This is a genomic window from Allorhizobium sp. nf9_anc (assembly GCF_056323085.1).
In genome coordinates this window covers 3,302,608-3,322,096 of the sequence record NZ_CM150481.1, presented here as the reverse complement: position 1 = coordinate 3,322,096, position 19,489 = coordinate 3,302,608, and the positions used below count along the sequence as shown (strand labels likewise).

Here is a 19,489-nt window from a genome sequence, read left to right as displayed (position 1 = left end):
CGCACCATGGCCGGTCACCACAACGAGACCAAACGACACTTTGAGCTGAGAAAGATCGAAGGCGACATGAAAGAGGCCGCCGAAAAGGGGCCTCCGATCCTTGCCAAGAAGGATGTCCTTTCGAACCGCATCACCTTTTGGCTCAGTGTTGTCATTCTCGGACTTCTGGTGACCTGGCTGTGTTTCGTTCTCGGCGTCTTCTGAGCGACAAGAGATTTTAGGGAAGAGGAATCCCATCATGACCTACAAGAACTTCACCATCGAGACCGACGCAGACGGCATTGCCCTCGTCACCTGGGACATGCCCGACAAGTCGATGAACGTCTTCACCGTCGAAGTGATGGACGAAATCGAGAAGATCCTCGACCAGACCGTCTCTGATGACGGCATCAAGGGCGTGGTCTTCACGTCAGGCAAGTCCTCCTTCTCCGGCGGCGCCGATCTCACCATGATCAAGGGCATGTTCTCCATGCTCGAAGAGGAAAAGGCTAAGGACCCGGCAGCTGCCGTCCAGAAGCTCTTTGACGCCGCCGGTCGCATGACCTGGCTGTGGCGCAAGATCGAGACCAACGGCAAGCCCTGGGTCTCCGCCATCAACGGCACCTGCATGGGTGGCGCGACCGAGCTGTCGCTCGCCTGCCATGGCCGCGTGGCGTCCAACGCCAAGTCGGTGAAGATCGGCCTGCCGGAAGTCAAGGTCGGCATCTTCCCCGGCGCCGGTGGCACGCAGCGCGTCGCACGTCTTGCGAACACGCAGGACGCCCTGCAGATGATGACCACGGGTCAGACGCTGTCGGCCGCCCGCGCCAAGGCGATGAACCTCGTCCATCAGGTCGTCGAGCCCGGCGAACTGATCAATGCTGCCAAGCAGATGATCAAAGACGGTCTGAAGCCGGTCGCCCCCTGGGACGAGAAGGGCTTCAAGGTCCCCGGCGGCGGCATCTGGACCCCGGCGGCTGCCCAGCTCTGGCCGGCGGCTTCCGCCATCCTGCGCCGAGAAACCGCCGGCAACTATCCGGCAGCGCTCGCCATCCTGAAGAGCGTCTATGAAGGCCTGCAGGTGCCCTTCGACACTGGTCTCAGGATCGAGCAGCGCTATTTCACCGAGATCGTCCAGACCACCGAAGCCTATTCGATGATCCGCTCGCTCTTCGTCTCGATGCAGGAACTGAACAAGGGTGCCCGTCGTCCCGCCGGCCAGCCGAAGTCCGAGATCAAAAAGGTCGGCGTCGTCGGTGCCGGTTTCATGGGCGCCTCGATCGCCTATGTCACGGCCGCTGCCGGCATCAATGTCGTGCTGATCGACCGTGACATGGAGGCAGCGGGCAAGGGCAAGACCCATTCGGAAGGTCTCGTTGCTGGCGCCGTCGGTAAGGGTAAGCTCACCAAGGACGAAGGCGACAAGCTCCTGTCGCTGATCACCCCGTCCGACGATTATGGCACGCTCGCCGATGCCGACCTCGTCATCGAAGCCGTCTTCGAAGACCGTGACGTCAAGAAGGCCGTGATCGAGAAGGTCGAGGCCGTCCTGCCGGAAGGCGCGATCTTCGCCTCCAACACCTCGACTCTACCGATCACGGGTCTCGCCGAAAACTCCAAGCGTCCGGTTGATTTCATCGGCATCCACTTCTTCTCGCCAGTCGAGAAGATGATGCTGACCGAAGTCATCCTCGGTAAGGAAACCGGCGACAAGGCGCTCGCCGTGGCGCTCGATTACGTTGCCGCGATCAAGAAGACCCCGATCGTCGTCAACGACACCCGTGGTTTCTTCGTCAACCGTTGCGTCCTGCGCTACATGGCCGAGAGCTACAACATGCTGATCGAAGGCGTGCCGCCGGTCATGATCGAGAATGCCGCGAAGTTCGCCGGCATGCCGGTCGGGCCGCTGGCGCTGAACGATGAAGTGGCGATCGACCTCTCCTACAAGATCCTGAAGGCCACCGTCGCCGATCTCGGCGACAAGGCCGTCGACCCGCGCCACATGGAGCTGGTCGCCCGCATGGTCGAGAAGGAAGAGCGCTTCGGCCGCAAGAATGGCAAGGGCTTCTACGACTATCCGGCCAAGCCCGCCAAGAAGCACATCTGGCCGGGCCTGAAGGATTTCTATCCGCAGCAGAAGCCTGATGACGTCAACGTCAAGACCCTGCAGGAACGTTTCCTCGTCACTATCGCGCTGGAAGCCGCCCGCACCGTCGAGGAAGGCATCGTGACCGATCCGCGCGAGGCCGATGTCGGCTCGATCCTCGGCTTCGGCTTTGCGCCTTACACCGGCGGCGCCCTGTCCTACATCGACGGCATGGGCGTGAAGACCTTCGTCGAGCTCTGCGAACGTCTCGCCAAGGACTATGGCGCGCACTTCACGCCGACGCCGCTGCTCAAGGACATGGCCGCCAAGGGCGAAACCTTCTACGGCCGCTTCAACCCTTACGGTGAAGCTGCCAAGGCCGCTTGAACTTGAGATTTGAATAGATTCGAAAAGGCGGCTCTCGGGCCGCCTTTTTTGTTTCAGATCGAGTGTGAGGCCTCAGTTCGTCAACTCATACGACCGACGCAAGCCTTCGCGCTCAAGCCAGGCGATCACAGCCTCCGGCTCGTCCGTCTGAATGATCGTCACACCGCGCTCGACGAAGAAGCCCCAGACATCCTCAGGACGTCCGGTCGAGAGTGCGAGGTAATCGCCGCGCCCACCGGCGACCATGCCTTCCGGGCGATCGGTGATCGGGTAGGTATTGATCCACAGATGCGCGTCGTTGCGGATCGCGGCTGCGCGGGAAAGCGGCGAGAGCAGGGGGCCGCCATCCGCAGTGATGGGCTGCGAGGCATCCCGATACCAATGCACAAGCTCTGCTGCCGGTGCGCCGAGTGCAGACTGCGTGCGATCGATGAAGGCCGGTTCAGTCACCGCGTCGTCGGCGAGGATCGGCATGAAGGCGATGTCAGGGCCGATTGCGCGGCGGATGTCGCGGGCGAGCTGCAGCCGTTCAGCATTCCAGACCGCGAGCTTGAGCAGCACGCCATCCGGCATGCCAAGGCTGCGTGCGAGATCGGCGACTTCGACCAAGGCTTCGGGCTCAAGCTTGTTGTCGATGTTGATGAGGATGCGACCGCGTGCATGTAGCATGGCTTCTTCGAGTGTGAAAACATGCTCGTCTGTCAGTCTCCGCTGACCTTCCACGACGAGACGACACGCCCTTAGCTCGGTGAGCGTATGCTCCGCCACCTTGCCGCGACAGGTCGTGGTGCGGTCCAGCGTCTCATCATGCATGATCACAAGCACGCCGTCCTTCGAACGGCGCACATCGAGTTCGACCATCTCCACGCTGGTGGAAGCCGCATGATCGATGGCTGCGAACGAGTTCTCGGCGCGAACGGTCAAGCCATCCTTCTTCCAGCCCGCCCGATGGGCCACGACCATGACATGATCACGGTTGAGGTTGGCCTGGGTGAGCCGTTCGTGGATGAGAGCCGCCCGATTGGATGGCGGAATGGGCGCCAGGCTCGCGGCCCCGGTGACGAGGGAGAGCAAAAGGCCGAGGACGAGAACGGCGAGACGCATGAGCAGGGCTCCGATCTTCAATGTCGTTCCCGTCGCATTAGGTGCTTCGAGTGAAGCCGCCGTGACGGTTTTCTGAAGCCTCTGTGACAACGGAGAATGGAACAGGCTGGCGGCGGTGCCGTTGAGACGTGCGGAAACAATCGTAAGGGAGAAGCGCATGACGACTGCGAACGGCATACCGGACGGCCTGAGAGCCATCGACGTCGAGCTTCCCGTCAACGCGGTGCTGCATCTCTGGCTGAAGGCGGTCACGCCGGATGAACCGGGATCCGTTTCCCTCTACAGCGTCAACGGCAAGTTCGGCGAGGTCCAGGCGGTCAATGCCGAGGAGAACTCCTTCCGCATCTACCATGTCTTCGGTGGCGGCACGGTGACGCTCGCCTATGACACGGCAGTGACGTCAGTTTCGGTCGCCTACTGGTTCACGCCGTCGGACGTCTTGGAAACCGGCATCACAGTCATCCACACCAACCCTGCCAACGAGCCGCCGGATCTTCCCGATGGCTATCATTTCCGCCCGCCCTTCGGCTGGATGAACGATCCCAACGGCTTCGGTCGCTTCGGTGGACGCCCACATCTCTTTTACCAGCACTATTCGCATGGCCGGATCTGGAACAACATGCATTGGGGCCATGCCGTTTCCTCGGACTATCTGCGCTGGCGCCATCTGCCGGTCTTCCTCTTCCCTTCGGAGGAGTTGACGGTGCGGCCCGACAAGCGCGGCGGCGCCTTTTCCGGCTCGGCTATCGCGCGCACTGAAGGACCGGGTATCCGGGTTTTCTTCACCGACAAGATTGCCGACCGCATTCCCGAACAGGAAATCCAGCTGACGGCCACCTCGACGGACCTTTTCAGTGCCGGTGCCGCTGACGTTCTTCTTCCCCGACGACCGGATGGTGAAGGCCTCACCTTCGATTTTCGCGACCCTTATGTCTTCCGGGGACCTGACGGTCTCTGGAAGATGCTGCTCGGCAGCCAAAGTGCCGAGGGCGGTGTCGTCCTGCTTTACGAGACCGAGGACAATACGGCGGCAGATGGCTGGACCTATGTCGGCAAGCTCTACACCGAGACCCGATACCAGACCTCTGCGCTGGAATGCCCCTGCCTCTTGCCCATGGACGGAGACCATCGTGACCCGGCGACCCGCTGGGCGCTGATCTATGGATTGATGAATGGCGAGGACAAGGAGACCGGCAGGCGCAACCTGACCATGATCGATATCGGCTGGTTTGATGGACGAAGCTTCGCCAAATCCTTCGGCCGTGAGCTCGATTTCGGCACCGACAATTATGCCTTCCAGGCCTTCGTCGATGGCAATACACCCGTCGGCATTGGCTGGCTGGGCAACTGGGCCGATACTGGCCCCAGTATCGATTTTCCCTCCGCCATGACGCTGCCACGGACGCTGACGCTGGAAGGTGACACACTGCTCACGCCGCCGATCGGAGCGGCCGAGAGCCTGCGCGCCCGCATGCTGGACCGCACACGGCTGGCGGCGGGGCAGGTGGTCTCGCTGCCGAACGGTGCAGCGGAAATCACGTTCGAGTTGTCGGAAGGAGGCAGCGCATTCAGTCTGGAGTTCGATCATCCCGAAATCCGCCTGGCCATCGCCCAGCACGAAGAGGGATTGGAAATCCTGCATGGCTATCTCGACCGTCCGGAGGAGCCGCCGGGTCCGCGCTATCTGTCTCGTGCCGCAAATGTCCGGCGCCTGCGCATATTCCTCGACTATGGATCCCTGGAGGTCTTTGCCGATGGAGGCCGGATCGCCGGCACCAAGCGAATTGCAGGTTTCGAGCCGGTTCGCTCCTTGAGGCTGATCGCCGAGCCCGGCATCGTCAGCAACGCGACGGTCTGGTCTCTCAGGCTCTGAGTTTGTCCGGTTGACCTCTGTCATTTGCCTGTCAACGAGCCGGGATTAGGGTCACGGCGAGATCCACACAGGGCCGATGATGATCATGAAAGAGACAGCGGACGCTTCAACCCGGGCAGCCGAAATCCATGCCGAGATGATGGCACTTCGACAGGCGATCCTGACCGAAGCCGCCCAGTCCGTATGCTCTGAGCAAACCGACGATCCGGCCATCGTCAATCTGGGCCATTATCTCGCTTTGCGTCGCCACGACATACGCTCCCTGCAACGCCGGCTGATGGCACTCGGCCTTTCCTCGATGGGGCGGCTCGAAGGCCGGGTGATACCCACCATCGATGCGGTCTTATCTGCCCTGTCTTGCCTCGCGGACAGTAACGAAAATGCCTCAGCGATGCCGTTGGAAAAGGATTTCTTTGCCGGCGAGGCGAGACTGGAAGCCGCAAGCCTCGCCCTGTTCGGTGCCCCGCCAGCCGGGCGACGTACACGCATCATGGTCACGTTGCCCAGCCAGGCAGCCGAAGGCCCAGACCTCACGCTCGATCTTGCCCGTGCAGGCATGGATGTGGCGCGCATCAACTGCGCCCATGACGGTCCTGAAGCCTGGCGTGCGATGACCGCTTTCGTGCGGGATGCGGCAGCAATCGTCGGTCGGGACATCAAGGTACTGATGGATATCGCAGGTCCCAAGATCCGGACCGGCGCGGTTGCCTCCGTCGAAAAGAAGGCCCGCCTGCAGGCGGGAGACCGCGTTCGGCTGGTCGCGTCGGGCGCGCCGCGCGTCGATGAACGCATCTCCTTCTCTGCGGCCGTCTCACTGCCTGAAATGGTCACCCGGCTTTCTGTCGGGGATCGGCTGCGCTACGACGACGGCAAGCTCGAAGCCGTGGTGGAAAGTCTGGCCGAGGGCGAGGCCGTCATCTTGATCCGGCGGACCAAGTCCGGCGGCACAAAGCTGAAACCCGAAAAGGGCATCAACTTGCCCGATACGGCACTTGGCCTCTCGCCGCTCACGGCAAAAGACGAGACCGATCTGGTCACCGTCATCGAATGCGCCGATCTTATTGGCTACTCCTTCGTCAGTCGCCCTGAGGACATCGATCTCCTCGACACCGTGCTTGCCCGACATGGCTTGCAGGATCGGCCTCTCGGCCTGATCGCCAAGATCGAGCAACCGCTCGCGCTCACCAACCTTCCGGAGCTGATAGCCAGAGCCCGCAGGCGCGGCCCTTTCGGCGTCATGATCGCCCGCGGCGATCTCGCCGCCGAAATCGGCTTCGAGCGGCTGGCGGAGATGCAGGAGGAAATCCTCTGGATCTGCGAGGCGGCATCCGTTCCCTGCATCTGGGCTACGCAGGTGCTGGAGGACATGGTCAAGGAAGGCATTCCGACGCGTGGCGAGATGACCGATGCAGCCATGGCCGCGCGCGCAGAATGTGTGATGCTCAACAAGGGGCCGGCCGTGGTCGAGGCTGTTTCCCTGCTTGACCGCCTCATGGGACGGATGAACGACCACATGTTCAAGAAGACGCCGACCCTGCGCGCTCTGAAGAGCTGGTGAGAGCGGCCGGAGCTTGGGCGGCGCTCAGGCAACCGTTCACTCGGCGGCAGCGCGGCGCTGAGAGGAAACCTGTGTGATGAACGCGCGGAGCGCCGCCGGCCGTACCGGCTTGTGCTGAAGCGTGATCGAATGCCGTTCGGCCTCTGCCCGCACTTCTGCCGAGCGGTCGGCCGTGATCAGCAGCGCCGGCACGTCGGACTGGGTAAGCGCGCGAAGTCGCAGGATCGCGCCGGTGCCGCTGCCGTCTCCGAGATGGTAGTCGGCAATGACGAGATCCGGCGGGTCGCCCGCTCTCAGAAGCTCGTCCATTTCCGCAATCGATCCTGCGCATTCGACATTGCAGCCCCAACCCGAAATGAGGAGCTGCATGCCTTCGAGGATCTTCGGCTCGTTGTCGATGCAGAGCACTCGGAAGCCCTGGAGTGTTGGCGTGGAGCGACTGCCGCCATCGAGTGGGATGACGCCCTTCGCGGCGGGTTTGGCGATATCGAGTGGCATCACGACCTTGAAGGTCGTGCCCTTGCCGGGCTTGGATGCGAGCTCCACCGGGTGCTGCAGAACCTTTGCGATGCGGTCCACAATTGACAGACCGAGGCCCAGGCCAGAGGCGGTCCGCATTCCTTCCTCGAGGCGGGCGAATTCCTTGAACACGGTGCGGAATTTGGACGCGGGAATCCCGATGCCGGAGTCCGTCACCTGGATCAGCACCTTGTCGCCCTGGCGCCGGGCGCCGACGACCACGCGGCCAGATGGCGTGTATTTGATCGCGTTGGAGACGAGGTTCTGCACGAGCCGGCGCAAGAGTGTGGGGTCGGAGCGGACCGAAAGCGTCGTGGGGATGACCACGAGTTTCAGGTTTTTCTCCCGCGCCATGGGAGCAAAATCCGTCTCGATACGCTGCAACAGGCCGTTGAGCGGCACGCTTGAGAAGCGCGGCTTCATGGCGCCCGTATCGAGCCGCGAAATGTCGAGAACGGCCCCGAGAATGCTCTCGACCGATTCCAGCGCGGAATCGATGTTCTCGACCAGCGCGCTGTTTTCCGAGTCGCCCAGCCGCTCCACGAGCGAGGATGAGTAGAGCCGGGCGGCATTAAGCGGCTGCAGAATGTCGTGACCGGCCGCAGCGAAGAAGCGGGTCTTGCCGATATTCGCCTCGTCGGCAGCCGCGCGGGCCTCTGCGAGCGCATGGTTCACTCGGGTCAGTTCTGCCGTGCGCTCGCTGACGCGCTGTTCCAGGGTTTCGTTGGCCTGTTTCAGCGCCTGATCGGCTTCCACGCGGGCGGTGATGTCGCTGAAGGTGGCGACCAATCCCTTGTCAGGCATCAGGTTGCAGCGGACTTCAATGATCCGCTTACCGCCGCCGAGCACCATCTGGAACGGCCTGTCGAACTGATGGAAGCTGCGGATCACACCTTGCGTCTCGCCCGCCGGCACATCGCCCCTCTGCGCCAGCATCGTGATCATGTCGAGCAGCGGAAAACCGACCTGACCGACATGTTCGGGCAAATCGAGAAGGGTCCGGAAACGGCGGTTCCAGATCGTCAGACGGTCAGACGCGTCGAAGACGGCGATGCCCTGTTCCATCTGGGCAAGCGCCGTCTGCATCATGTCCTGATTGTATTGCAGCGCTTCTGATGCCTGATCGAGCAGCCAGACGGTATCGGCGGAAGGATCCTCCGCCTTTTGCAGGATGAGCGACAGCACCAGGCGCGCCGAAGACGAGCCGATGGCGCTGCCGAGCAGCTGTTCAGAGAAATGGATGAAAGCCATGTCCGCCGGGCTGTCGTCCGCGAGCTTGCGCCCGACCGTCTGCTCGTAGGACCGGAAAGATCGCTCCATGCGCTCGTTGCCGAGATAGCGCGCGATGGCCGCCTTCAGGTCGCCGACGGCGACGCTGGTCTTCCAGCCGCGCGTGGCGAAGTTAGACCTGGGCTGGCGTTTGATGAAGATTGCCGACTGGATGCGCTCGACCGGCCGCGGGTTGCGGCTGAGCGAGCCGATGATGAAGGCGAGCGTATTGATCAGCAGGCTGAAGATCGTCGCATTGACCAGCGGATCCGCATATTGCGGCTCGAACATCGAAAGGCCCGGCAGCAGGAAAGCCAGCACCGAAGAGGCGATCCAGGAATGGTCCTCGGCGCCTAGGCTAGGCAGGAACAGCAGATAGGCCCAGACGAGAAACCCGGTGGTCAGGCCTGCAATTGCCCCGCGCGCATTGGCCCGCCGCCAGATCAGCCCGCCGAACATCGCAGGCGCGATCTGCGCGATGGCCGTGAAGGACAGGAGGCCGATCTTGGCAAGCCCGGTCGTGTTGTCGGCGGACCGGAAATAGACATAGCCAAGCAGCAATACGCCGAAGATCGCGGTGCGACGGATATGCAGCAGCGTCTTGGCAAAATCCTCGCGCTGGCTTGGCCGCCCCAACAGCTTCTGCCGGAGGAAGATCGGCAGGACCATGTCGTTGGAGACCATGATCGCGAGCGCGACGGAGGCGACAATCACCATGGCGGTCGCGGCCGAGAAGCCGCCGATGAAGGTCAGCAGCGAAACGAAGCCGGATCCGGCCTCAAGCGGCAGGGACAGCACATAGAGGTCGGCGTCTCCGCTGCCGCCGAAGATGAGAATGCCGGCGATCGCCGCTGGCAGCACGAAGATGTTGATGGCGATCAGGTAGATCGGCATCAGGATCCCCGCGAGTTTCAATTCGCGCGGCGTTCGGTTCTCCACCACCGTCACGTGGAACTGGCGTGGCAGCATGATGATAGCGAAGGCCGAGAGCGCGATCAGCAGGATCCAGCGGCTGGCCGGCGTCTCATGCGACAACGCCGCCATGACCGCCTCGCTCTCGGTCGCTTTCTGCCAGAGGTCGGCGGGGCCGTCAAACATGGTCCAGATGACGAAAACGCCGAGGGTCCAGAAGGCAACCAGCTTGACGACGGATTCCATAGCGATGGCAAGGATCAAGCCGTCCTGATGCTCGGTGGCATCGGTATGTCGGGTGCCGAAGATCACGGCAAAGCAGGCGAGGATAAAAGCGACGATCAGCGGCAGGTCGATGAAATAGAGATTGCCGGTGCCGATCCCATAGGCCGTCGGGTCCATCACGGCCGCGACCGAACTGGAAACGGCTTTCAGCTGGAGCGCGATATAGGGGATGATGCCGACCAGATAGATGACGGTCACCAGCATGCCGACAACAGGGTTCTTGCCGTAGCGCGCCGCGACGAAGTCAGCGCCGGAGGTGATCTTTTCCGTCTTGGCGAGTTCGACGATCCGCCTCAGGATCGGCATGCCCAGCGTATACATGAGGATCGGGCCGATATAGATCGCCATGAATTCCAGACCATGCTCCGCAGCAAGGCCCACGCCGCCGAAATAGGTCCAGGAGGTGCAGTAAACGGCAAGGCTGAGCGCATAGACGACCGGCCGGCCACCCGCTGGAACGCCATGCACGCGTGTCTTCCGGTCGCCGTAGCTTGCCACGGCGAACAGGAACAAGAGGTAACCGATCGCTGACGCAACGATGATCCAGCCTGGGAACACCTTTTCCTCCTCGACTGCGCCCAAGGCGGAACCTTAGGACAAGTCCGCGGCTTTTGAAATCGTTTCGGATATTGACCTTAGTCGAAGCGAAACCGTCAGAAATGAAAATTCACCATTTTCGAATGGACAAAGTTTCATTAACCATGGCCGAGGGATCGGCCATCAGGGGCCACTCCGGTCAGGACCATAAAGGAGCAGGGGATAATGCTACAAGAATTCAAGACTTTCATCGCGCGCGGCAACGTCATGGATCTCGCCGTCGGCGTAATCATTGGCGGCGCTTTCGGCCTGATCGTCAACTCGTTGGTACAGGACATCGTGATGCCGGTCGTCGGCGTCATCTTTGGCGGCTTCGACTTCTCGAACTACTTCCTTGCGCTGAGCAGCAACGTTACGGCCAATTCGCTGGCTGCGGCCCGCGAGCAGGGCGCAGTCTTCGCCTATGGCAACTTCATCACCGTCGTCATCAACTTCATGATCCTCGCCTGGATCATCTTCCTGATGGTCAAGGGCGTGAACGCCCTGCGCAAGTCGATGGAGAAGGAAGAAAAGAAGGCCGAGGAAGCTGCACCGCCGCCGGCTGACATTCAGCTCCTCACCGAGATCCGGGACCTGCTGAAGACCCGCTGAAGACATAAGGTGACCCGCTTGCGGGTCGCCGAACCCATCAGCGAGATCGATATCAGCCTCAAGGAATATCATGGGATTTTTGCCCGGCGATCGGCTAGACATGCCGCACTGATCGAAGGAGTGAAGACGCCATGACCCTGCTGGACAGCCTCAGCCCCCGCGCACTCGCCGCCCCGGAAAGCGGTATCGTCGAGATTATCAACTATGCGCGGGGTCGCGACGGTCTGCTGCCGCTCTGGGCGGGCGAGGGTGATCTGCCGACACCCGACTTTATCAATCGCGCTGCAAGCGAAGCCTTGCTCGGCGGCGAGACCTTCTACACCTGGCAGCGCGGCATTCCCGAGCTTCGCCAGGCACTTTCCCGATACTATCAGCGCCATTTCGCCGTCGACCTGCCGGTCGAGCATTTCTATGTCACGGCCTCGGGCATGCAGGCGATCGCGCTTGCTGTCCAGGCGCTGACCTCGCCCGGCGACGAGATGATCTATCTGTCGCCCTGCTGGCCGAACATCGTCTCTGCGATCGATCTTGCCGGCGCGAAGTCCGTCTGCGTACCGCTATCCTTCACCGATGGTCGTTGGACGCTCGATCTGGAGCGGCTGGAAAAGACGATCACGCCGAAGACGAAGGCGCTGTTCATCAACACGCCGTCCAATCCCACGGGCTGGACGGCAAGCCGCGAAGACCTGAAGGCGATCCTCGAGATCGCCCGCCGTCACGGGATCTGGATCCTCGCCGATGAGATCTACGCGCTCTACTACTACGGCACTGAAGAACGCGCGCCGTCCTTCTTCGACGTGATGGAGGCGGGCGACAAGGTGATGTTTGCCAACTCCTTCTCGAAGAACTGGTCCATGACCGGCTGGCGAGTCGGCTGGATCGTTGCTCCCCCGGAACTCGGCCAGACGCTCGAAAACCTCATCCAGTATTCGACCTCGGGCGTCGCCCAGTTCATGCAGCGGGGCGCCGTCGTCGCCCTCGATCAGGGCGACGACTTCATTCGCGAGAACATCGCACGAGCGACCGCCTCTCGCGACATTCTCTGCGATGCCCTGATTGCCACCAACCGAGTCGAAACCCTGAAACCCGAAGGCGCGCTCTACGCCTTCCTGAAACTCGACGGCATCACCGACAGCCGCCAGGCAGCTCTCGACATCGTCGACAAGACGGGGGTCGGCATGGCACCCGGCACGGCCTTCGGCGAGGGCGGGCTGCCCTTTCTGCGCGCCTGCTTCCTGCGCAACCCCGCGCAGATCGCCGATGCCGCCGAGCGTTTGAGCCAATATGTGAAGGCTCTCTAGGCAGAGATCGGATGAGATCAGGACATTCGCTAAAATTTGAGCGAATGTCCTCACCCAGACTTAACAACGAATCCCGAAAGTGAAGCTGTTTCAAGAGCTTGAGTGCTGTCCATAAGTACTCTGTAAGATGTGCCTGCTTTTCTGTTCCCGATAACAAGAACAACGGGAAGAAAAGTCATGGCGATCTTGGTGACGGGTGGCGCCGGCTTCATTGGCAGCCACATGGTCTGGGCTCTCCTCGACGCGGGCGAGGAGGTCGTCGTCGTTGATCGGCTGTCGACCGGTTTTCGGTGGGCGGTGCCGCCAGCAGCACGATTCTATCTCGGCGATATCGGCAAGCCGAACGTACTCAAACAGGTCTTCGCCGAAAACGACATCGAGGCGATCATTCATTTCGCGGGCTCGATCGTAGTGCCGGAATCGATTTCGGATCCGCTGAACTACTACGAGAACAACACCGAGAATACCCGGCGTCTGCTCGCGGCGGCCGTCAAGGCCGGCATCGACAAGGTCATCTTCTCCTCGACGGCTGCCGTCTACGGACTGCCGGACAAGCCGCTGCCGGTGCGCGAAGATGCGCCGCTCCGGCCGGAATCGCCTTACGGTCAGTCCAAGCTGATGAGCGAGATGATGCTGCGCGACACGGCGCGCGCCCATGGTCTCTGCTACGTCGCTCTGCGCTATTTCAACGTCGCCGGTGCCGATGTGAAGGGCCGCGCCGGCAATTCCGCGGCCGGTGCCACGCACTTGCTGAAGGTGGCCTGCGAGGCAGCGTTGGGCAAGCGATCCGCGATGTCGGTCTATGGCACGGATTACGACACGCCTGACGGTACAGGCGTTCGCGACTACATCCACATCAACGATCTCGTCGACGCGCATCTGCAGGCCTTGACCTATCTGCGCAAAGGTGGCGGTCCGCTCGTCGCCAATTGCGGCTATGGCAAGGGTTACTCGGTGCTCGATATCGTCGAGGCGGTGCGCCGCGCCACGAATGTCGACTTCAAGGTGGACTATGCGCCCCGCCGCCCGGGAGACGCGCCGCTGGTCGTGGCCGATTCCAGCCTTGCCAAGCAGGTTCTTGGCTGGGTTCCGCGCTATGACGACCTCGGGGTGATCGTCGAAACCGCCTTGTCCTGGGAGCGCCGCCTGGCGCAGGTCGCCGAACCCGATATCAAGGATCTTCGCCGTCGGCTTGCCAGCGGCTTCTGAATACGCAGTTCGTTGCGCCAGAGAGACACCGCCCCGGCCTGCCGGGGCGGTGTTGTTTTATCCGTGCGGCTGCAAGGAAAGGTTCTGGCGGATCGTCTTCGTCCGCTCGCCGCAAAGCGTCAGCGCACATTCGGCTCAGAGCAAAGAAAAAGCCGGAGATGCTGGTCGCATCTCCGGCTTCCTCTATCGGTTCCGGTGCTCGGGCACGAGCCTCGGAGCCTTAGCTCTTAGGCTTCGAGATCGAAGCGGTCGGCGTTCATCACCTTGACCCAGGCAGCGACGAAGTCCTTCACGAACTTCTCCTGGTTGTCGTCCTGGGCGTAGACTTCCGCATAGGCACGCAGGACCGAGTTCGAACCGAACACGAGATCGGCGCGGGTCGCGGTGAACTTCTTCTCACCGGTCTTGCGGTCGCAGATGTCGTAGGAGTTCTTGCCCGTCGGCTTCCAGGTGAAGCCCATGTCGGTCAGGTTGACGAAGAAGTCGTTCGTCAGCTGGCCTTCTCGGGTGGTGAACACGCCATGCTTGGTGCCGCCATAGTTGGCGCCGAGAACGCGCATGCCGCCAAGCAGGACAGTCATTTCAGCGCCTGTGAGGCCCATCAGCTGTGCACGGTCGAGCAGCATCTCTTCGGGGCTGACGACGTAGTCCTTCTTGGTCCAGTTCCGGAAGCCATCGGCCAGCGGCTCGAGCGGGGCGAAGCTTGCGGCATCCGTCTGCTCGGCGGTGGCATCGCCACGGCCTGCAGCAAACGGCACGGTCACGTCGTAACCGGCAGCCTTGGCAGCCTTCTCGACGCCGACATTGCCGGCCAGCACGATGACATCGGCAACGCTGGCGCCGAATTCCTCGGCGATCAGTTCGAGCACCGAGAGAACCTTGCCGAGACGGGACGGCTCATTGCCTTCCCAGTCGCGCTGCGGGGCGAGACGGATGCGGGCACCGTTTGCACCGCCGCGCATGTCGGACTGGCGATAGGTACGGGCGCTGTCCCAGGCGGTGGCAACCAGTTCGGCGACCGAAAGACCGGAAGCGGCGATCTTCGCCTTGACGGCGCCGACGTCGTAGTTCTTTGCACCGGCCGGGACCGGATCCTGCCAGATCAGCTCTTCGGTCGGGGCTTCCGGACCGATGTAGCGAACCCTAGGACCGAGATCGCGGTGGGTCAGCTTGAACCAGGCGCGCGCAAACGTGTCCTGGAAGTAGGCCGGATCTGCCATGAACTTTTCGCAGATGGCGCGGTAGGCCGGGTCAACCTTCATGGCCATGTCGGCATCGGTCATCATCGGCATTCGACGGATCGACGGGTCGGTGGCGTCCACCGGCATGTGCTCTTCGCGGATGCCGATCGGCTGCCACTGCTGTGCACCAGCGGGGCTGTGCGTCAGTTCCCAGTCATAGCCGAACAGCAGTTCGAAATAGCCCATGTCGAAGACGGTCGGGTTGGCGGTCCATGCGCCTTCGATGCCCGAGGTGACAGCGAGGCTCGCCTTGCCGTTCTGGTTCGGGTTCATCCAGCCGAAGCCCTGGTTTTCCAGGTCGCCGGCTTCCGGCTCGACGCCGAGTGCCTGGGCGTCGCCATTGCCGTGTGCCTTGCCCACGGTGTGGCCACCAGCGGTCAGCGCTGCGGTCTCTTCGTCATTCATCGCCATACGGGCGAAGGTCTCGCGCACCTGAGCGGCGGTCGCCATCGGATCAGGCTTGCCGTTCACACCTTCCGGGTTCACGTAGATGAGACCCATCTGCACGGCGGCGAGCGGGTTTTCCATCGTGTTCGGCTTGGTCACGTCTTCGTAGCGGCTGTCGGAGGGGGCAAGCCACTGCTTTTCAGCACCCCAGTAGACGTCTTTTTCCGGGCCCCAGATGTCGGGACGGCCGAAGGAGAAGCCGAAGGTCTTCAGACCCATGTCTTCATAGGCAACGGTACCGGCAAAGAGGATGAGGTCGGCCCAGGAGATCTTGTTGCCGTACTTCTTCTTCAGCGGCCACAGCAGGCGGCGTGCCTTGTCGAGGCTGGCATTGTCAGGCCAGGAGTTGAGCGGAGCAAAACGGATATTGCCCGTGCCGCCGCCGCCACGGCCGTCGGCCAGGCGGTAGGAGCCGGCAGAGTGCCAGGCGAGACGGATCATCAGGCCGCCGTAGTGACCCCAGTCAGCCGGCCACCATTCCTGGCTGTCGCGCAGCAGGGCCTTCATGTCGGCCTTCAGGGCTGCGGCGTCGAGCTGCTTGACGGCTTCACGGTAATCGAAGCCCTTGCCCATCGGGTCGGTCTTCGTGTCGTGCTGATGCAGGATGTCGAGGTTCAGCGCGTTCGGCCACCAGGCCATGACGGTCGCGCCGCTTTCCGTGTTCGAACCATGCATGACCGGACATTTGCCGGTGCCTTTGTTGCTCAGGGTATCCATTGTGTACCTCCTTGAAGAAACCGCTTTTCCAGGATCGAATTGCTGACACTCCCTTGAAGAGCACGTCCGCATCACAATCCGATGAACTGGCGGCAGGACTTTGGACCGCCCCGCCTGATCAGCCGTCCGCTTGGTCCCGTGCAGGGGCAAGCTGGAGAATAGCACCACTGAGGTGGCCCCCCGACGACTTCTGGAATTGTTCTAGCAAAGTGGAACGATTAATGTAAGTTGGAAAATGTGATCAGTTCCATAGGATATGGTTATGATAAACTTCACCCTCCGGCAGCTGCGTTATTTCGAGGCGCTGGCCCGGCACGGGCATTTCGGGCGCGCGGCCGAAGCCTGCTCGATCTCCCAGCCGGCCTTGTCCGTGCAGATCAAGGAGCTCGAAGAGGCCCTCGGCGCTGAGCTTTTCGAGCGCGCTGCGCGACAGCTGCGCCTCTCGGCCTTCGGGGAGGAGTTTCTGCTCAGGGTGCGCGATATCCTGCGGTCGGTCGATGAACTAGGTGATCTCGCCCGCGCCCATCGTCGGCATCTGGTGGGGCGTCTGCGCATCGGTGTCATTCCGACGGTTGCTCCCTATCTGCTGCCCGGCATGATCTCCGCTCTGACCCGTGACAATGCCGATCTCGATATCCATGTCCGCGAAACCGTGACGCCGAAACTTCTGCAGGAACTGGCAGAGGGCCGCCTGGACACCGCGATCGTCGCCTTGCCGGTCTCCGAGCCATCGCTCACCGAGATGCCGCTGTTCGAGGAGAACTTCGTGCTCGTTCGCCCAAGGGCGGACGCCGACAAACCTGTCCCCAGCAGCGACATGCTGCGCGAAATGCGCCTGCTGCTGCTGGAAGAGGGGCATTGCTTTCGGGAACAGGCGCTTTCCTTCTGCGACATGGGCTCGGTGCGTCCGCGCGAGATCCTGGATGGCAGCTCGCTCTCCACGCTGGTCCAGATGGTCGGCGCCGGGATCGGTGTCACCCTGATCCCCGAAATCGCCATGCCGGTTGAAACACGCTCCGCCGATGTCTCCATCGCCCGCTTCGAGGACCCGCAGCCTTCGCGAACCATCGGCATGATCTGGCGCAAGACGAGCCCGATCGCCAAGCAATTGACGGAGGTGTCCGACGTGGTTCGCAAGGCCGCCGCCGATTTCGGCGTCAGTTTGCCTTGAGCGTTTCCCGCGGATGGCGGCCGAAGAAGGATGCATAATCACCGGAGAAGCGCCCGAGGTGAAAGAAGCCCCAGCGCGTGGCAGCCCGGGTCACGGTCAGGCCACGAGACCGCGCTCTGAGATCACGGTGAACGCCGTTTAACCGCGCCATCCGGTACCATCGATCAGGGGCTTGTCCAAAGGCGGCGAGTGTTGCTGCCGCAACTTCGCTCTGTGCAAGGGACCAGCGTTCGCAGAGCGCTCCGAAGGTCTCGGGGATATCGTCTACTTCAAGGAGCGCGCGTTCGAGTTGGCTGACAAGATCGATCGCAGCAGACCGGCTGATCCTCTGGCCGGGTGAGGGTGAAAAAGCGCCGGTACAGCTTGAAAGGCGCATCAGGAGAACCTCCTCCAGCGCAGCCGCCGCGGATATGTCGAGCCCACCGCCAGTTCGCGCCTGGCCGAGGAGGCAAAGAAGCCAGTCGCGCAGAAATTCGTCCTCGGGCCGCAGCCTTCTCGACTGGACGACGGATTCGTTTGTATCGAGAGCGAGCAAAGAGGCCGGCATTTCCACATGCAGGAGTTCGCTGCCGCTGCCGGGCGCTACAAGCAGATGGGTCAGCCCCTGCCGCATGGCTATGACGGCGTCCGTCTCGCACCGGCCATCGACGCGCCAACCCCCTTCGGATCGAAGCGGGAAGAACAGCGACACCCGCCCTCCGGGGCTGATCGTTTCCTGGCCGATCGGAAGATTAATGCGGTCGCGCGTGATGGTGACCTGTCCGATCGACAGCGTTTCCGAGAGCGCCGCATAGCGGCCCCGCCCCAACTGGTTGCTGGCGATCTGCCATCCTCCGGCGGCGCCCGCCTGTTCGGTCACGTCGTCGAACGCCTGGCTCCGATAGGACCATGCAGCTCCTGCCCAATTATTGAGCGTATCCCCTGAAGGGACCTGGATAGAGTGCCCCATGCGCTTCACCTAGTTTGTATGTCTTGCGAACAAAGGAGGAGTTCTCATGAAATCGAAACTAGCCTGTTCTGTCGGCCTCGCGCTGTCAATCTCGACCACCGCCATGGCGGCCGAACCGTCGCGCTGGGAGACGCCGACGATGATCAACGGCCGGGCCGCCATGCTCATGCCGGAACTGAACTACCTGACTTTCCAGCACATGGATCAGCTTTTCGCAACGCGGCCTGTGGCTGCGGGGGACACCAGGAGAGACTTGCCGCGCGAGGAGCGTGACATCGGCGACAGCTTCGTCTTCGAAGGCAAGGAGCAGGGTCTGGAAGCCTTCCTCGAAAGCACGGCGACGAACGCGCTGCTGGTCATCAAGGACGGAAAGATCGTCAAGGAGATCTACCGCAACACCAGCGGTGAGCAGACCCGCTTCATGTCTTTTTCCATGGCCAAGTCCATGCTGGCGACCATGATCGGCATCGCGATCTCCGAAGGCAAGATCAAAAGCGTCGACGACAAGGTCGTCGACTACCTGCCCGACTGGAAGGGCACGGCCTATGCCGATGTCACGATCCTCAATCTCCTGCGCATGCGCTCCGGCATCGACTGGAAGGAGATCTACGAGTTCGGTAGTGAAACCCAGCTCACCAAGGTCCATGACAATTCGCTGGTCGGCTACAAGTACCGCTGGTGCGACTATGCACGCAACGAGGCAAAGCCGCTGAACGAACAGGGAAGCACCTTCAACTACTCGACCCTCGATACGTCCGTTCTCGGCTGCGTCCTCGAAGCCGCGACCGGCATGAAGGGCGCGGACTATATGAGCGAAAAGATCTGGAAGCCGGCTGGCATGGAAGCGCAGGCCTTCTATGTGCTCGACGGTTCGGACGCGGTTGGTCGCGAGTTCTATGGTGCCGGCTTCAACGCCACCCTTCGCGACTACGGCCGATTTGGTCTGATGATGCTGGAAAACGGCAAGGTCGGGGAAACGCAGGTCGTCCCGCAAGACTGGGTTAAAGCCTCGACCGTTGCGCCCGCCGATTCCGCGGTGGTCGATCCTGAGGTGGGTTATGGCTATGGCTACCAGTGGTGGACGATCAGCGGCTCTGACGCCTATTCCGCCGTCGGCCTCTACAATCAGTTCACCTATGTCGATCGGTCGAACAATCTGGTGATCGTCAAGCTCGCAGCCCCCGCGAGCCCGCTTGGCTACGAGCGCGAGAACCTGGATTTCTTCAAGCGCATCTCGGAAACGCTCGCGACGAGATAAAAGGCCAGCACTCAAATGATGAAAGGGTCGGCTGCT

13 protein-coding genes are annotated in these 19,489 nt (G+C 61.9%); 9 read left to right on the top strand and 4 right to left on the bottom strand.

The window, feature by feature from the left end:
* Positions 1 to 6: 6 nt before the first annotated feature.
* Positions 7 to 204 carry a hypothetical protein gene (locus tag AC02Y0_RS16195; RefSeq protein ID WP_476379888.1) on the top strand — a complete coding sequence of 66 codons (198 nt, stop codon included), beginning with the start codon at positions 7 to 9 and terminating at the stop codon, positions 202 to 204.
* Positions 205 to 238: 34 nt separating this feature from the next.
* Positions 239 to 2,452, top strand: coding sequence for an FAD-dependent oxidoreductase (locus AC02Y0_RS16190; protein WP_476379886.1), 2,214 nt, complete (start codon positions 239 to 241; stop codon positions 2,450 to 2,452).
* 72 nt (positions 2,453 to 2,524) lie between these two features.
* Here AC02Y0_RS16190 and AC02Y0_RS16185 read toward each other — a convergent pair whose 3' ends face one another.
* On the bottom strand, positions 2,525 to 3,556 hold the full coding sequence (locus AC02Y0_RS16185) for a glycerophosphodiester phosphodiesterase family protein (RefSeq protein WP_476379885.1): 1,032 nt from the start codon (positions 3,554 to 3,556) through the stop codon (positions 2,525 to 2,527).
* A 157-nt stretch (positions 3,557 to 3,713) separates the two neighbouring features.
* On the opposite strand from AC02Y0_RS16185, the gene AC02Y0_RS16180 reads away from it, so the two are divergent.
* On the top strand, positions 3,714 to 5,429 hold the full coding sequence (locus AC02Y0_RS16180; protein WP_476379884.1) for a GH32 C-terminal domain-containing protein: 1,716 nt from the start codon (positions 3,714 to 3,716) through the stop codon (positions 5,427 to 5,429).
* A gap of 85 nt (positions 5,430 to 5,514) precedes the next feature.
* Positions 5,515 to 6,987, top strand: coding sequence for a pyruvate kinase (locus AC02Y0_RS16175; protein ID WP_476379882.1), 1,473 nt, complete (start codon positions 5,515 to 5,517; stop codon positions 6,985 to 6,987).
* 36 nt (positions 6,988 to 7,023) lie between these two features.
* Here AC02Y0_RS16175 and AC02Y0_RS16170 read toward each other — a convergent pair whose 3' ends face one another.
* Complete coding sequence (locus tag AC02Y0_RS16170; protein ID WP_476379881.1) at positions 7,024 to 10,530, bottom strand: hybrid sensor histidine kinase/response regulator; 3,507 nt, start codon at positions 10,528 to 10,530, stop codon at positions 7,024 to 7,026.
* A gap of 204 nt (positions 10,531 to 10,734) precedes the next feature.
* Between AC02Y0_RS16170 and mscL the strand changes: the two genes are divergently transcribed.
* From mscL to galE, 3 genes are all read left to right on the top strand, one after another.
* Positions 10,735 to 11,160: a large conductance mechanosensitive channel protein MscL gene (gene mscL / locus AC02Y0_RS16165; RefSeq protein ID WP_102019015.1), complete on the top strand. Its 426-nt coding sequence runs from the start codon at positions 10,735 to 10,737 to the stop codon at positions 11,158 to 11,160.
* Between the two features lie 131 nt (positions 11,161 to 11,291).
* Positions 11,292 to 12,461 (top strand): pyridoxal phosphate-dependent aminotransferase, encoded by a 1,170-nt coding sequence (locus tag AC02Y0_RS16160; RefSeq protein ID WP_476379880.1) that lies wholly within the window; start codon positions 11,292 to 11,294, stop codon positions 12,459 to 12,461.
* Positions 12,462 to 12,638: 177 nt separating this feature from the next.
* Positions 12,639 to 13,670 carry a UDP-glucose 4-epimerase GalE gene (gene galE, locus AC02Y0_RS16155; RefSeq protein WP_476379879.1) on the top strand — a complete coding sequence of 344 codons (1,032 nt, stop codon included), beginning with the start codon at positions 12,639 to 12,641 and terminating at the stop codon, positions 13,668 to 13,670.
* Between the two features lie 227 nt (positions 13,671 to 13,897).
* Here the strand turns inward: galE and katG are convergent, their stop codons facing one another.
* Positions 13,898 to 16,075, bottom strand: a complete 2,178-nt coding sequence (gene katG / locus AC02Y0_RS16150) for a catalase/peroxidase HPI (RefSeq protein WP_476379878.1) — start codon at positions 16,073 to 16,075, stop codon at positions 13,898 to 13,900.
* A 262-nt stretch (positions 16,076 to 16,337) separates the two neighbouring features.
* Between katG and AC02Y0_RS16145 the strand changes: the two genes are divergently transcribed.
* Positions 16,338 to 17,246 (top strand): hydrogen peroxide-inducible genes activator, encoded by a 909-nt coding sequence (locus AC02Y0_RS16145; protein ID WP_476379877.1) that lies wholly within the window; start codon positions 16,338 to 16,340, stop codon positions 17,244 to 17,246.
* Here AC02Y0_RS16145 and AC02Y0_RS16140 read toward each other — a convergent pair.
* Positions 17,233 to 18,195 (bottom strand): helix-turn-helix domain-containing protein, encoded by a 963-nt coding sequence (locus AC02Y0_RS16140; RefSeq protein ID WP_476379876.1) that lies wholly within the window; start codon positions 18,193 to 18,195, stop codon positions 17,233 to 17,235. The two genes, AC02Y0_RS16145 and AC02Y0_RS16140, sit on opposite strands and share 14 nt — an antisense overlap.
* 46 nt (positions 18,196 to 18,241) lie before the next feature.
* On the opposite strand from AC02Y0_RS16140, the gene AC02Y0_RS16135 reads away from it, so the two are divergent.
* Positions 18,242 to 19,453 (top strand): serine hydrolase domain-containing protein, encoded by a 1,212-nt coding sequence (locus tag AC02Y0_RS16135; RefSeq protein ID WP_476379875.1) that lies wholly within the window; start codon positions 18,242 to 18,244, stop codon positions 19,451 to 19,453.
* Positions 19,454 to 19,489: the final 36 nt, after the last annotated feature.

Bases quoted from the DNA above. Each gene is read 5' to 3' on its own strand.
- AC02Y0_RS16140 (WP_476379876.1), bottom strand. From the start codon at position 18,195: ATGGGGCACTCTATCCAGGTCCCTTCAGGGGATACGCTCAATAATTGG.
- AC02Y0_RS16190 (WP_476379886.1), top strand. From the start codon at position 239: ATGACCTACAAGAACTTCACCATCGAGACCGACGCAGACGGCATTGCC.
- AC02Y0_RS16135 (WP_476379875.1), top strand. From the start codon at position 18,242: ATGAAATCGAAACTAGCCTGTTCTGTCGGCCTCGCGCTGTCAATCTCG.
- AC02Y0_RS16180 (WP_476379884.1), top strand. From the start codon at position 3,714: ATGACGACTGCGAACGGCATACCGGACGGCCTGAGAGCCATCGACGTC.
- AC02Y0_RS16185 (WP_476379885.1), bottom strand. From the start codon at position 3,556: ATGCGTCTCGCCGTTCTCGTCCTCGGCCTTTTGCTCTCCCTCGTCACC.
- AC02Y0_RS16145 (WP_476379877.1), top strand. From the start codon at position 16,338: ATGATAAACTTCACCCTCCGGCAGCTGCGTTATTTCGAGGCGCTGGCC.
- katG (WP_476379878.1), bottom strand. From the start codon at position 16,075: ATGGATACCCTGAGCAACAAAGGCACCGGCAAATGTCCGGTCATGCAT.
- mscL (WP_102019015.1), top strand. From the start codon at position 10,735: ATGCTACAAGAATTCAAGACTTTCATCGCGCGCGGCAACGTCATGGAT.
- galE (WP_476379879.1), top strand. From the start codon at position 12,639: ATGGCGATCTTGGTGACGGGTGGCGCCGGCTTCATTGGCAGCCACATG.
- AC02Y0_RS16175 (WP_476379882.1), top strand. From the start codon at position 5,515: ATGAAAGAGACAGCGGACGCTTCAACCCGGGCAGCCGAAATCCATGCC.
- AC02Y0_RS16160 (WP_476379880.1), top strand. From the start codon at position 11,292: ATGACCCTGCTGGACAGCCTCAGCCCCCGCGCACTCGCCGCCCCGGAA.
- AC02Y0_RS16195 (WP_476379888.1), top strand. From the start codon at position 7: ATGGCCGGTCACCACAACGAGACCAAACGACACTTTGAGCTGAGAAAG.